This window comes from Rhodococcus sp. 11-3 (genome assembly GCF_023704055.1).
In the GTDB taxonomy this organism is placed as follows: domain Bacteria; phylum Actinomycetota; class Actinomycetes; order Mycobacteriales; family Mycobacteriaceae; genus Rhodococcus; species Rhodococcus aetherivorans.
Map to the genome: position 1 here is coordinate 4,201,009 of NZ_CP080406.1, position 16,247 is coordinate 4,217,255.

The 16,247-nt window shown below is 71.4% G+C and carries 1 protein-coding gene (running past one end of the window); it reads right to left on the minus strand.

What is annotated here, in order from left to right; translation table 11 throughout:
- Positions 1 to 16,127, minus strand: partial view of a non-ribosomal peptide synthase/polyketide synthase gene (locus KZJ41_RS19515; protein ID WP_251549433.1) — the 5' portion only. It extends 13,417 nt beyond the left edge of the window; the window shows 16,127 of its 29,544 coding nt (coding positions 1-16,127); its start codon is at positions 16,125 to 16,127; the stop codon falls past the left edge of the window.
- Positions 16,128 to 16,247: the final 120 nt, after the last annotated feature.

The following is a 16,247-nucleotide window of genomic DNA, read 5'->3' on the forward strand; positions in this document are numbered from 1 at the left end:
GCGAACCCCTCGACGGTGCCGGCGTCGAACAGGGACCGCGCGTAGGAGAACTCGGCGGAGATCCCGTCCGGTCCGCCCTCGGTGGTGGTGTGCTCCCGCAGGGTCAGTGCGAGGTCGAACTTGGCGCTGTCCACGTCGAACGGCACCGTGGACACACTCAGCTCGGGCAGCTCGAGTCCGGTCTCGGGGAGGTTCTCGAACGACATGGCGACCTGGAACAGCGGGTGCCGGGCCGTGGACCGCTCGGGGTTGAGGATCTCGACGAGCCGCTCGAACGGAAGATCCGCGTGGGCGAACGCCTCGAGATCGCTCTCGCGGATGTGCCCGAGATGCTCGGCGAACCCGGCGTCGGCGTCGATGTGGCTGCGCAGCACCAGGGTGTTGACGAACATGCCGATCATCTCGTCGAGTTCGGCCTCACCGCGGCCGGCGATCGGCGTGCCGATCGCGATGTCGTCGGCGGCGGACATGCGCGCGAGGAACACCGCGAGGGCGGTGTGCATGACCATGAACAGCGTCGTGCCGCTGCGCCGGGCGAGGTCGGCGGCCTGCCGGTGGGTGGCCGCGTCGATGCGGAACTCGACCGTGCCGCCCTCGAAGGCCTGCACCGACGGCCGCGGCCGGTCGGTGGGCAGGTTCAGCTCGTCGGGCAGGCCGGCGAGCGTCCGCTTCCAGTAGTCGGCCTGCGCGGAGACGAGGCTGTCCGGATCGTCCTCCGATCCCAGGACCTGCCGCTGCCACAACGCGAAGTCCGCGTACTGCACCGGCAGCGGCGCCCGGTCCGGTTCGTGCCCCGCCGCGCGCGCGACGTAGGCGATCATCACGTCCCGCGTCAGCGGTGCCATGGACCAGCCGTCGGCACTGATGTGGTGCGCGACGAACACCAGCACATGGTCGTCGCCGGCGATCCGGAAGAGCTTGGCGCGCAGGGGGATCTCTTCGGTGACGTCGAAGCCGGCGGAGACCACCTCGGTGACCCGGGCGACGAGGTCGGCCTCGGAGACCGGTTCGGGCGTGAGATCGGGTGCGGCCTCGGCGACCGGGAGGACCACCTGGAAGGCGTGCCCGTCGGACTCCGGGTAGACGGTGCGCAGCACCTCGTGCCGGGCGACGACGTCGCGCACCGCGGCCCGCATGGCGTCCACGTCGAGCGTTCCGGTCAGCCGGACCGCCACCGGGATGTTGTTGACCGCCGACCCGGTGTCGAAGCGGTTGAGGAACCACATGCGCTGCTGCGCCAGCGACAGCGGGATCCGGTCCGGCCGCGGCTGCGGCACCAGCGGCGGACGACCGCCCCCGCCGGCGTGCTGCTCGACCGCGACGGCCAGGGCCTCGACCGTGGGCGCCTCGAAGACGACCCGGACGGGGATCTTCGCGTCGAGCGCGGCCCCCATGCGGGAGACCACCTGGGTGGCGAGCAGCGAGTTGCCGCCGAGCTCGAAGAAGTCGTCGTCGACGCCGACCCGGGCGAGGCCGAGCACCTCGGCGAACACGCCCGCGACGATCTCCTCGACGGGGGTGCTCGGAGCGCGGAACTGCCGCGCCTCGAACACCGGTTCCGGCAGCGCCTTGCGGTCGAGCTTGCCGTTGACGTTCAGCGGCAGCGCCTCGAGCACCACGAACGCCGCCGGCACCATGTACGACGGCAACGCGCCGGCGAGCCCGGACTTCACGTGCGCGATGTCGAGCACCGCGCCCGTCTCCGGAACCAGGTACGCCACGAGCTGCGTGCCCGCCCGGTCGTCCTCCCGGGCGATCACCGCCACGTCGCGCACCTCGTCGGCGCCGCGCAGCGCGGCCTCGATCTCGCCGAGCTCGATGCGGAATCCGCGCACCTTCACCTGGAAGTCGCTGCGGCCGAGGTACTCCAGGCGGCCGGTGGTGTCCCACCGGACGAGGTCGCCGGTGCGGTAGAGCCGCTCGCCGTCGCCGAACGGGGAGGCGACGAACCGCTCCGCCGTCAGATCCGCCCGGCCGTGGTAGCCGCGCGCCAGCTGTGCACCGGCGAGGTACAGCTCGCCGGACACGCCGACCGGCACCGGATGCAGGCGCCCGTCCAGCACGTAGACCCGCGAGTTCCATTCCGGCACACCGATGGACACCGAGGCGCCTGCGTCGCCCACCACGTCGCCCGCGGTGATCGACACCGCGGCCTCGGTCGGGCCGTAGAGATTGACCAGCTGCGCGCTGTTGTGTCGCAGGAACCGCTGCGCCGTCGCCGCCGGCAGCGCCTCACCGATCGCGAGCACCCGGCGCAGCGACCTCGGCAGCATCCCGTCGGAGTCGACGAGCAGCGCCTCGAGCATCGACGGCACCACATGCAGGGTGGTGACCTCCTGCTCGGCCATCAGGGCGTTCAGGTAGCCGGGATCGCGGTGACCCTCCGGCGCGGCGATCACCAGCCGGCCCCCGGAGACCAGCGCCGACCAGAACTCCCACACCGACAGGTCGAACGTCGCCGCGGTCTTGAGCAGCGCCGCGTCCTGCGATCCGAGGCCGAAGTGCTCGCGCTTCCACAGCAACTGGTTCACGATCGCGCCGTGCGGCACCGCCACACCCTTCGGCTTGCCCGTCGAACCGGAGGTGAAGATCACGTACGCGGTGTTCGACGCCCGCAGCGGCGCCCGCCGCTCGGCGTCGGTGACCGGAGCACCGGCGTAGGTCGACAGGTCGGCCGTGTCGATCGCCAGGCGCGGGACAGACCTGTCCCCCGGGATCTCGACCGCGTCGGCGGTCAGCACCACCACCGGAGCCGCGGCATCCAGGATGTACCCGGTCCGCTCGGCCGGCTGATCCGGGTCGAGCGGCACGTACACGCCACCGGCCTTGGCGACGGCGTACATGCCGACGAGGAGCTCGATCGACCGGCGCATCGCCAGCGCCACCGTCGACTCCGGGCCGACCCCCGCCGAGATCAGGCGACGGGCAAGCCGGTTGACGCGGATGTCGAACTCGCCGTAGGTGAGCGTCTCACCCTCGAAGAACAGGGCCGTGGCGTCCGGAGTCCGGCGCACCTGCGCGTCGAACAGGTCGGGCAGGGTCACCGACGCGTCCACGGCGTGATCGGTGTCGTTCCAGCCCTCGAGCACCCGGAGCCGCTCGGCGTCGTCGAGCAGCGGCACATCGCCCACCGGGAGCGACGGGTCCGCCACCACCGCTTCGAGCAACCGCAGGAAGCGGCGGGCGAAACCGGCCACCGTGGACTCGTCGAACAGGTCCGTGGCATAGGTGAAGAAGCCGGTCACCCCGGCCGCGGCACCGTCCTCGGCGTGCCGGTCGGTGACGATCAGATGCAGGTCGAACTGGGAGATCTGCATGTCCGCGTCGACGTTCGCGATGGTCAGACCCGGCAGCTCGAGCCGGGACTGGGCGACGTTCTGGAACGACAGGCCCACCTGGAACAACGGGTGCCGCGCGGTGGAGCGGACGGGGTTGAGCACCTCCACGAGCCGCTCGAACGGCACGTCCGCATTGGCGAACGCCCCCAGGTCGGCCTCGCGGGCCTGTGCCAGCAGGTCCTCGAACGCCGCATCCGGCTGGACCTGCGTGCGGAAGACAAGGGTGTTGACGAACATGCCGATCAGATCGTCCAGCGCCCGCTCGTCACGCCCCGCGATGGGCGTGCCGATCGCGATGTCGTCCGTGTCGGACATCCGCGCGAGGAACACCGCGAGGGCGGTGTGCATCACCATGAACAGCGTCGTGTTGCTGCGACGGGCGAGGTCGATCAGCCGGGCGTGCAGCTCCGGATCCACGGCGAATCCGGTCCGGGCGCCGGCGAAGGACTGCACCGCCGGGCGCGGCCGGTCGGTGGGCAGGTCCAGCTGGTCGGGCAGACCGGCCAGCGCGTTCTTCCAGTACGCCACCTGCTTCGCCGCAACCGAGTCCGGATCGTCCTCGGACCCGAGGACCTCCCGCTGCCACAGCGCGTAATCCGCGTACTGCACCGGCAGTGGCGCCCACGCGGGGAACTCGCCCTGCGAACGCGCGATGTAGGCCTGCATCAGGTCCCGGGTGAGCGGGCCCGCCGACGAACCGTCGGCCGAGATGTGGTGGACGACCAGGGCGAGCACGTGGTCGTTCGCGGCGAGCCGGAACAGCCGCACCCGCAACGGCACCTCGATGGTGACGTCGAAGGTCGTGGCGCCGAGTTCCCGGACGGCCGCGACGATGTCGTTCTCGCCGACCGCGATCGGGGTGAGATCCTGTTCGGCCTGGGCGGCGGGCACGACGACCTGGATCGGGCCCTCGGCCGTCTCCGGGTAGTAGGTCCGCAGGATCTCGTGCCGGGTGACGAGGTCACCGACCGCCGCCTGCAGCGCCGCGACGTCGAGCGTTCCGGTCAGCCGGATCGCCATCGGCACGTTGTACGCGGCGGTGTCCGTGTCGAAGCGGTTGAGGAACCACATCCGCTGCTGGGCCAGCGACAGCGGGATCCGCTCGGGACGCTGCCGCGCCTCGAGCGGCCGCCGGGCGTCGGCGCTCTGGTGCTGGACGGACACGGCGAGCGCCTCGACGGTGGGCGACTCGAACAGCGCGCGGATCGGCACCCGGACATCGAGCGCGGCACCGAGCCGGGATGCCACCTGGGTGGCGAGCAGGGAGTTGCCGCCGAGCTCGAAGAAGTCGTCGTCGAGACCGACCTGTTCGAGACCGAGCACCTCGGCGAACACCCGCGCCACGGCCTCCTCCGTGACGGTGGTCGGCGCCCGGAACTCCCGCGCCTCGAACACCGGCGCCGGCAGCGCCCTGCGGTCGAGCTTGCCGTTGACGTTCAGCGGCAGCGCCTCGAGCACCACGAACGCCGCCGGCACCATGTACGACGGCAGCTGCTGCGACAGGGCCGACTTGAGCTCCGCCGCATCGAATTCCGCACCGGCGGCCGGAACCACGTACGCCACGAGCTGCGCGCCCCCACGCTCGTCGTCCCGCGCGATCACCGTCACGTCGCGCACCTCGTCGATGCCGCGCAGCGCGGCCTCGATCTCGCCGAGCTCGATGCGGAATCCGCGCACCTTCACCTGGAAGTCGCCGCGGCCCACGTAGTCGAGCTCGCCGCCCCCGTCGCCCGTCCCGATCCACCGGACGAGATCGCCGGTGCGGTAGAGCCGCTCGCCGTCCCCGAACGGCGAGGCGACGAACCGCTCCGCCGTCAGATCCGCCCGGCCGTGGTAGCCGCGCGCCAGCTGCGCACCCGCCAGGTACAGCTCACCCGTGACGCCGGCCGGGACCGGCCGCAGCCGCGCGTCGAGCACGTACACCCGCGAATTCCACTCCGGCACACCGATCGGCACCGACACCCCGGTGGCGTCGTCGACCTCGTGGAAGGTCACCGACACCGCGGCCTCGGTCGGACCGTACAGGTTGTCCAACCGGGCCGTGTTGTGCGCCAGGAACCGTCGCGCCGTCGCCGCCGGCAATGCCTCACCGATCGCGAGCACCTGCCGGAGCGAGTTCGTCAGCGTGCCGCCGGACTCGACGAGCAACGCCTCGAGCATCGAGGGCACCACGTGCAGGGTGGTGACCCCCTGCTCGGCCGCCAGCGCGTTCAGATAGCCCGGGTCGCGGTGCCCGTCCGGCGCGGCGATCACCAACCGGCCACCGGAGACCAGCGCCGACCAGAACTCCCACACCGACAGATCGAACGTCGCCGCCGTCTTGAGCAACACCGCATCGTCGGCACCGAGCTCGTACTCCGCCCGCTTCCACACCAACTGGTTCACGATCGCCCCGTGCGGCACCGCCACACCCTTCGGCCGACCCGTCGAACCCGACGTGAAGATCACATACGCCGTGTTCGACGCCCGCAACGGCGCCAACCGCTCCGCATCGCCGACCGGGCCGTCCGCGAACACCGACAGATCCGCCGCATCGAGTTCCAGAGTGCGGACAGACCTCTCCCCCGGCACCTCGAACGCGTCCCGCCCGGTGGTCAGCACCACCACCGGAGCCGCGACCTCGAGAATGTACCCGGTCCGCTCCGCCGGCTGATCCGGATCCACCGGCACATACGCACCACCGGCCTTGGCCACCGCATACATGCCCACCAGCAACTCGACCGACCGGCGCATTGCCAGCGCCACCGTCGACTCCGGCCCCACACCCAGCGCAACAAGCTGCCGCGCAAGACGATTGACCCGGGCATCGAACTCGCCGTAGGTGAGCGTCACACCCTCGAACACCAACGCCGGCGCGTCGGGAGCGCGCCGCACCTGCTCGTCGAACAGATCCACCAGCGTCGCCGAACCCCCGACCGCACGAGCGGTCTCGTTCCACGCCTCGAGCACCCGCACCCGCTCGGCCACCTCGAGAATCTCGATATCCCCCAGAGCCACCGACGGATCCGCCACGACCGCCTCGAGCACCCGCACGAACCGCTCCGCGAAACCGGCCACGGTGCCCTTGTCGAACAGGTCCGTCGCACATGTGAACGTCGCGTCGATGCGGGCGGGCGTCCCGTCCTCGTCGTAGCGGTCGAAGACCGTCAGCTGCAGGTCGGTCTTGGCGAGCTCGAGTTCGAAGTTCGTCGGCGAGACGGTCAGCCCCGGCAGCTCCAGCTTCGTCTGCGCGAGGTTCTGGAAGGACAGGCCCACCTGGAACAGCGGGTTGCGGGCCGTCGAGCGCACGGGGTTGAGCACCTCGACCAGGCGCTCGAACGGCACGTCGGCGTTCGCGAACGCCCCCAGGTCCGTCTCGCGCACCTGGGCCAGGAACTCGTCGAACGCGACGTCGGACTGCACTCGGGTGCGGAAGACCAGCGTGTTGACGAACATGCCGATCAGATCGTCGAGCACCCGCTCGCCCCGGCCCGCGATCGGCGTGCCGATCGCGACGTCGTCGGTGCCCGACAGCCGGCCCATCAGGGTCGCCAGGGCGGCGTGGATCACCATGAACAGCGTGGCGTTGTGCCGGCGCGCCAGCTCCTGCAGGCCCCGGTGGACGTCGGCGTCGACGGTGAAGTGCAGCGATTCGCCGCGGAAGCTCTGGCGAGGGGGCCGCGGCCGGTCGGCCGGGAGATCGATCTGGTCGGGCAGACCGGCCAGGGTCCGCTTCCAGTACTCGACCTGCCCGGCGGCGACGGAGTCGGGGTCGTCCTCCGAACCGATGACGTCACGCTGCCACAACGCGTAGTCCGCGTACTGCACGGGCAGCGGCTCCCAGCCGGGCGCCTCGCCGCGGGAACGTGCCTCGTAGGCGATCGTGACGTCGCGCGCGAGGGGCGCCATGGAGGCGCCGTCGGCGGAGACGTGGTGCACGACGAACGCCAGGACGTAGTCGGAGTCGGTGATCCGGAAGATCCGCGACGCCACCGGCACCTGCCGTGTCACGTCGAAGGTCGTGGACATGAATGCGACGATCTCGCCGGTGAGGTCGTCCTCGGTGACGTCGTACGGCGTCAGGTCGGGCAGCGCGTCGTCCACGGGGAGCACGATCTGGTGCGGCTCGCCGTCCGGGTCCGGGTAGTAGGTGCGCAGCATCTCGTGCCGGCCGATCACGTCGCGGACCGCCGCCTGCATCGCGGCCAGGTCGAGCTCACCCTGGAGCCGCACCGCGAAGGGGATGTTGTCCACCGCGGAGGAGGTGTCGAACTGGTTGAGGAACCAGTAACGCTGCTGGGCCAGCGACAGCGGCAGCCGCTCGGGACGCGGTGCCGCCTCGAGCGGGCGCCGGGCGCCGGTACCGATCTGGCGGCCGACCTCCGCGGCGAACGCTTCGACGGTGGAGGTTTCGAACAGCAGCCGCAGCGGCACCGACGCATCGAGCGCCGCACCGATCCGCGAGACCACCTGCGTGGCGATCAGCGAGTTGCCGCCGAGGGCGAAGAAGTCGTCGTCGAGGCCCACCCGGTCGAGACCGAGCACCTCGGCGAACACACCCGCCACGATCTCCTCCACCGGAGTCGTCGCGGCCCGGAACGCCTTGACCTCGAACACCGGCTCCGGCAACGCCTTACGGTCCAGCTTGCCCGACGCGTTCAGCGGCAGCGCGTCCAGTTCCACGAACGCCGACGGCACCATGTACGACGGCAGGTGCGCCTCGAGGGCACGGCGGGCGAGGGTGTGGTCGAACGTCCCGGCCGCGGGGACGACGTACGCCACCAGCTGCTCGTTGCGGACCATCGCGACCGCCTGGGCCGCCTCGGTGTGTTCGACGAGCGCGGCCTCGATCTCGCCCAGCTCGATGCGCAGGCCGCGCAGCTTGACCTGGAAGTCCGTGCGCCCGATGTACTCGAGTTCCCCGCCCTCGGTCCACGTCACCAGGTCGCCCGTGCGGTACAACCGCTCCCCGGGCGCGCCGAACGGCGACGCGACGAACCGGTCGGCCGTCAGGTCCGCCCGACCGACGTAGCCGCGGGCCAGCTGCACCCCGGCCAGGTACAGCTCCCCGGCCACCCCCACCGGGACCGGGCGCAGCCGGGCGTCGAGCACGTACACCCGCGTGTTCCACACCGGCGCACCGATCGGCACCGACACCACGTCCGCGTCGGTCACCTCGTGGAACGTCACGTCCACCGCGGCCTCGGTCGGCCCGTACAGGTTGTGCACGCTCACACCCGGCAGCACCGACCGCACCCGGGCGGCGACGGCTGCGGCGAGGGCCTCACCCGACGCGAAGACGTACCGCAGCGACGAGATCCCGCCGACCGCGGACTCCGCGACGAACACCGCCAGCATCGACGGCACGAAGTGCGCGACCGTCACCGACCGTGCGCGCATGACCGCAGCGAGATACCCCGGGTCACGATGGCCGTCCGGCGCCGCCACCACCAGCCGCGCCCCGACCTGCAACGGCCAGAAGAACTCCCACACCGACACATCGAACGTGAACGGCGTCTTCTGCAACACCACATCCTCGGCGGTCAGCCCGTACCGACCCTGCATCCACACCAGACGATTGACGATCGCCGCATGCGAGACGCCCACACCCTTCGGCCGGCCCGTCGACCCCGACGTGAAGATCACATACGCCGTGTTCGACGGCCGCAACGGCGCCGTCCGGTCCGCGTCCGCGAGCGGCGTATCGGAATACCCCGACAGGTCCACCGCGTCGACGCACAGGACAGTCGTCTCCCCCGGCGCCTCGAACCCGTCCCGCGTCGTGGTCAGCACCACCACCGGTTCCGCCACCTCGAGGATGTAGCCGTTGCGCTCGGCCGGCTGATCCGGATCCACCGGCACATACCCGCCCCCGGCCTCCACGACCGCGTACATCCCCACCAGCAGATCCACCGACCGGCGCATCGCCAACCCCACCAGCGACTCCGGCCCCACCCCCACCGACACCAGATGCCGCGCCAACCGGCGCACCCGCCCGGCGAACTCGCCGTACGTCAACGACTCGTCCCCGAACACCACCGCCACCGCCTCCGGCGACCGGCGCACCCGCTCCTCGAACAACCCCACCAACGTCACCGACGGCACCGGATGTGCCGTGTCGTTCCACACCTCGAGCACCCGCGACCGCTCCACCGGCTCGAGGATCTCCAGGTCGCCCACCGCCACCGACGGATCCGCCACCACCTCCTCGAGCACCCGCACGAACCGCGCCGCGAACCCCGCCACCGTCGCCGCATCGAAAAGATCCGTCGCATAGGTGATCCCGACCGCGTATCCGGCGGAATCGGCTGTCTCGGCAGCCGTTTCGGCGAGGGAGAACTGCAGGTCGAACCGGGCGGTCGCGGCGTCGAAGTCGAGGCCCGAGACGCTCAGGCCCGGCAGCTCGAGGGACCCCATCGCCTGGTTCTGGAAGGACAGCATCACCTGGAACAGCGGGTGCCGCGCCGTCGACCGGGCGGGATTGAGCACCTCCACCAGCCGCTCGAACGGCACGTCCGCGTGCGCGAACGCGTCGAGGTCGGTCCCGCGTACCCGCGCGAGCAGGTCCGCGAAGGACTCCCCACCCTCGACCCGGGTGCGCAGCACCAGGGTGTTGACGAACATGCCGACCAGGTCGTCGAGTTCCTGCTCGCCGCGGCCGGCCACCGGGGTGCCGATGGCGATGTCGTCGGTGCCCGACAACCGCGCCAGCAGCACCGACAGCGTCGCGTGCACCACCATGAACGGGGTGACGTTACGCTCCCGCGCCACCCGTCCGATCGCGGCATGGAGTTCCGGTCCGAGCGAGAACTCGTGCACCGCACCCGAATTGGATGCGAACGCCGGCCGGGGCCGGTCCGACGGCAGGTCGAGCTGCTCGGGCAGCCCGGCGAGCGCGCCGGTCCAGTACGCTTCCTGGCTCGCGATCACCGAGTCCGGATCGTCCTCCGATCCGAGAACCTCCCGCTGCCACAACGCGTAGTCGGCGTACTGCACCGGCAGGGGCTCCCACTCCGGCTCCCCACCGGTGGCGCGCGCCGAGTACGCCACCACCACGTCACGCGTGAGCGGCCCCATGGAGAAGCCGTCGGCCGCGATGTGGTGCACGACGAGGACGAGAACATGCTCGGTCGCGGACACCTCGAACAACCGCGCCCGGAACGGCACCTGTGTCGACACGTCGAAGCCGGCCGAGGCCATCGTCAGGACCTCGCCGAGCAGCTCGGCCTCGGACACCGGGATCGGCGACAGATCGGGAATCACCCGCGAGGTCGGCAGCACCTGCTGGTACGCCACCCCGTCGGCGTCCGGGTACACCGTCCGCAGGGACTCGTGACGGGCCAGCACGTCGGCGACCGCCACCTGCAGCGCGTGCCGGTCCAGCAGTCCGGACAGCCGGATGGCCAGCGGGATGTTGTTCACCGCGGAGTCCGGTTCGAACCGGTTGAGGAACCACATCCGGCGCTGCGCCAACGACAGCGGGACCCGCTCCGGTCGGGTCCGCGCCACCAACGGCGCTCGGCTGCCGGAGGCGTCGGCCTGCTCGAGGCGCGCGGCCAGGGCGGCGACCCCGGACGCCTCGAACAGCGTCCGCACCGGAATCGTGGCGCCGAGCGCCGCGCCGAGACGGGAGATGACCTGCGTGGCGACGAGCGAGTTGCCGCCCAGTTCGAAGAAGTCGTCGTCCAGCCCGACGCGGTCCACGCCGAGGACGTCGGCGAAGACCCGCGCGACGATCTCCTCGACCGGGGTGGTCGGCGCCCGGAAGACGCGGGCCTCCTGCTCCGGTTCCGGCAGTGCACGCCGGTCGAGCTTGCCGCCGGGCGTCAGCGGGATCGAGTCCAGGACCACCACCGCATGCGGCACCATGTAGCTCGTCAGGAACTGCGCCACGGAATCCCTGACGGCGGCGCCGTCGAGTTCGGTGCCCGGTTCGGGGACGACGTACCCGACGAGCTGCTCACCACGCTGCCCGTCCCGGCGCACCGTCGCGACCGACTGGGCGACACCGGCGCACCGCGCGAGGGCCGCCTCGATCTCACCGAGTTCGATCCGGAAGCCGCGGATCTTCACCTGGTCGTCGGCCCGGCCGACGTACTCGACCACACCGGCCGCCTCGTCGCCGGGAGAGCCGAACCACCGCACCACGTCACCGGTGCGGTACATCCGGCTGCCGTCGGTGGCGTACGGGTCTGCCACGAACCGCTCGGCCGTCAGCCCGGCCCGACCCAGATACCCGCGGGCCACCTGGATTCCCGCCAGATACAGCTCGCCGGGGACGCCGACCGGCACCGGCCGCAACCGGTCGTCGAGAACGAGCACCCGCATGCCGCGGACGGGGCCGCCCATCACCACCGGATCACCGGGCAGCAACGCGTCGCTGATGTTCGACGCCACCGTCGACTCGGTGGGACCGTAGGCGTTGAAGAACGCGCGGCGCGATCCGTCGGGCAGGATCGTCGCCCAGCGCGACACCAGGCCCGGGGAGCACGCCTCGCCGCCCGTGATCACCACGCGGACGCAGTCGAGGCCCGCAGGGTCCACCGAGCCGAGGGCAGCGGGGGTCACGAAGGCATGGGTGACCGCTTCGTCCGCCAGCAGGCCGGCGAGTTCGGCGCCGCCGTACACGGAGGTCGGCGCGACGACCATCGTCGCGCCCGCGCCGAACGCCAGCAGCAGTTCGAGAACCGACGCATCGAAGCTCGGCGACGCGAAGTGCAACGTCCGGGAGTCGGCGGTGACGGAATACCGTTCCACCTGTTCGGCACAGAAGTTCACCACGCCGGCATGCGCGACGACCACACCCTTCGGCGTGCCCGTCGTGCCGGAGGTGTAGATGACGTACGCCGGATGCGCCGGAAGCAGCGAGCGTACGCGCTCGGCGTCGGACACCGGTTCCGACGGCAGCCCGGCGCCGGCCTCGACCGCCTCCTCGAGCACGAGCCAGGACACCGTGCCCGGCAGCGCGCCGGCTGATTCGGCCGATGTGATACCCAGCGCCGCACCGGAATCCGACAGCATGTACGCGATCCGCTCGATCGGGTACGTCGGGTCCACGGGGACGAACGCCGCTCCGGACCGGACGACCGCCCACAGCGCGACCACCGACTCGATCGACCGCGGGACGGCGAGCGCCACACGGTCTTCCGGTCCGATGCCGCGGGAGATCAGCAGCCGCGCCAGGCGCGACGACGCCGCATCCAGCTCCCCGTACGACACGGACCGGCCGTCGAACCGCAGGGCCACGGCGCCGGGATCGCGCCGGGCGGCGGCGGACAGGATCTCGTCCAGCGTGCCGGCGGGCTCGGCCGGTGCGCCGTGCACCGACGTCAGCGCCCGCCGCTCGGGCTCCGACAGGAACTCGACGTCGCCCACCGCCCGCGCCGGCTCGGCCGCGACGGTCCCGAGCACCCGCAGCAACCGCCGCACGAACGAGGCGATCGTCGCCTCGTCGAACAGATCGGTGGCGTACCGCAGGTCGCAGGCGAGGCCACCCGGCTCGCCGTCCTCGTCGACCGTTTCGACGAAGATGAACGACAGATCGTACTGGGACTGTTCGAGATTCGCGGTGACCGGGCTGATCGCGAGGTCGCCGAGCTCGAGGGTGGTCTGTTCGAGATTCTGGAACGCGAGCATCACCTGGAACAGCGGGTGATGGGACTGCGACCGGACCGGATCGAGCACCTCCACGAGCCGCTCGAACGGGACGTCCGCGTGCCCGAACGCCGCGAGGTCGGACTCGCGCACGCGCGCCAGGAGCCGGGTGAACGGCTCGCCCGGCGCGACCTCGGTGCGCAGCACCAGGGTGTTGACGAACATGCCGATCAGGTCGTCGAGTTCCTGCTCACCGCGACCGGCGATCGGCGTGCCGATGGTGACGTCCGCCGAGCCCGACAGGCGGCTGAGGACGGCCGCCAGGGCGGCGTGCACCACCATGAACGGCGTCGTCCGGGTGTCCTGCGCCAGCCGGACGAGACCCCGGTGCACCGATTCGTCGACGGTGAAGGCGTGCACCGAGGCACGGTTGGTGGCGACGACGGGCCGGGGCCGGTCGGCCGGCAGGTCCAGCCGCTCGGGCACACCGTCGAGACGGCGCGCCCAGTACTCGATCTGCTGCGTGACGACCGACTGCGGATCGTCCTCCGAACCGAGGGCCTGCCGCTGCCAGATGGCGTAGTCGGCGTACTGCACGGCCAACGGCTCCCAGGCGGGTGCCTCGTGCCGGGTACGGGCGTCGTAGGCGACCATCACGTCCCGCGTGAGCGGACCCATCGAGAAGCCGTCCGCTGCGATGTGGTGCACCACGAGCACCAGCACGTGCTCGGTGTCCGAGACCTGCAGCAGACGGACGCGAACGGGCACCTCGGTCGTGACGTCGAACCCGGCCGCGACGGTGCCCGCCACCGTCGACACGATCTCGGACTCGGTCACCCTCGCCGGCGTGAGGTCCAGTTCCACGCCGGAGGCCGGCAGCACCTGCTGGTAGCCGACCCCCTCCGTCTCCGGGTAGACGGTGCGCAGCACCTCGTGCCGCGCGACCACGTCCGACACGGCCGCCCGGAGCGCGTCGACGTCGAGCGTCCCGGACAGCCGCAGTGCGACCGTGATGTTGTTGACCGCCGAGCCGGGATCGAGGCGGTTGAGGAACCACATCCGCCGCTGCGCCAGCGACAGCGGCACCCGCTCCGGCCGCACCTGCGGCACCAGCGGAGGCCGGTGGGAGTCGCCGGCGGCCATCGCCGTGTCGACGAGCGTGGCGAGCTGCGCGGCGGTCGGGGCGTCGAAGAACTCCCGCACGTCGATGCGGACCTTGTGGTCGGCGTTGATACGTGCCACGACGCGCGTCGCACTCAGCGAGTTGCCGCCCAGGGCGAAGAAGTCGTCGTCGACGCCGAGACGCTCGACGCCGAGCACGCTCTCGAAGGCCGCGACGACCGTCTCCTCGGTGGGAGTGCTCGGTGCGCGGTATTCGGTTGCCAGAGAACTGAAGTCGGGCTCGGGCAGGGCCCTGCGCTCGAGCTTGCCCGACGCGTTGAGAGGGAACTCGGTCATCTCGACGAACAGCGACGGCACCATGTAGTCCGGCAGCCGCCGGCGCACGGCCGCGGCCAGTTCGGTGCGGTCGATCGGTTCGCCGTCGGTGACGAGGTAGCCGACGAGGTGGTCGCCGAGCGTCTCGTCGGAGTGCACGACGACGACCGCCTGCCGGACCCCGGGATGGTCGAGCAGGGCGGATTCGATCTCGCCGAGCTCGATGCGCAGGCCGCGCAGCTTGACCTGGAAGTCGGTGCGGCCGACGTACTCGATCAGGCCCTCGGCGTTCCACCTGACCAGGTCACCGGTGCGGTACATGCGGTCGCCGGGCGCACCGAACGGGTCGGCGACGAAGCGGTCCGCGGTCAGGTCGGGTCGGCGCAGGTAGCCGCGCGCGAGCTGGATGCCCGCGAGGTACAGCTCTCCCTCGACACCCTGCGGAACGGGTCGCAGGCCCTCGTCGAGGACGTAGAGGTCGGTGTCGGCGACGGCCGCACCGATGGGGACGACCGCGTCGTCGCCGTGGGTCGCGTAGTAGGTGACGTCGACCGCGGCCTCGGTCGGGCCGTACAGGTTGTGCAGCCCGGCCGTGGAGATCCGGTGGAATCGGGCGACGGTCTGCGCGGGCAGCGCCTCGCCCGAGGCGAAGACATACCGCAGCGAGGTGACGGCCGCGGCGGTGGGCTCGGCGAGGTAGACCGCGAGCATGGACGGGACGAAGTGGGCGACCGTGACCCGGCGCTCGATCATGGTCTGCGCGAGGTAGGCGGGGTCGCGGTGGCCGTCGGGCCTCGCGATCGACAGGCGCGCCCCTACCTGCAGCGGCCAGAAGAACTCCCACACCGACACGTCGAACGTGAACGGCGTCTTCTGCAGCACGACGTCGTCGCCGCGCAGCCCGTACTCGGCCTGTCGCCAGGCGATGTTCGCGACGATGGCCCGGTGCTCGACCGCGACGCCCTTCGGGCGGCCGGTGGAGCCGGAGGTGAAGATGACGTACGCGAGACTGTCGGCGGTCAGGGGGCCGAGCCGCTCGTCGTCGCGCACCGGGTCCGCGGATACGTCCGCGAGGTCGAGGGTGTCGACGAGCACCACGGGCACCGACCCGGGCAGATCCACCCGGTCGCGGGCGGTGGTGACCACCGCGACGGGTTCCGCGGTGTCGAGGACGTAGGCGATGCGGTCGGCGGGGTGATCCGGGTCCAGCGGCACGTAGGCCCCGCCGGCCTTGACGATCGCGTACATGCCGACGAGCAGGTCGAAGGACCGCCGCATCGACAGGCCGACGCGCGCGTCCGGGCCCACGCCGAGCCCGATCAGGTGCCGCGCGAGCCGGTTGACGCGGGCGTCGAACTCCGCGTAGGTCAGGGTCTCGCCGTCGAACTCGAGGGCGACCGCGTCCGGGGTCGCCTCGACCTGGGCGTCGAAGCGGCCCGCGAGGGTGCCGAGGTCGGGGCCGGCGGGGGCGGCCGCCGCGTCGCCGAGGACGGACGCGGCGTCGGCGAGGAGCCGGTCGAGCACGGCGGGCAGCCCACCGTCGGCGAGAAGCGCGGGCGCGAGGTTGGACAGCACGACCGGGACCAGCGCTTCGATACCGAGCACGCCCCCCATCGCGGCGTCGAGGGTGGCGATCTCCTGCTGGAGCCGGCTGTAGGTCAGCTGCGTGTCACCGTGGGCGAGGGCGACGCGGTCGGGCTCGCGGTCCACGACTCCGGCCAGCAACCGGGGCAGGTCTGCGATCGTCAGCGCCTGCTTGCCCGACGTGCCTTCAGCCATCTACTTCATCCTCCGATACCTCTGCGTGTCGCACACAGTCGTGCGCGCTCCGTCGACCCCGCGGCCACCTCGGTGCCCACGGGGTCGGACGACAGTCGATGTTCGATTATCCCGGTCGGA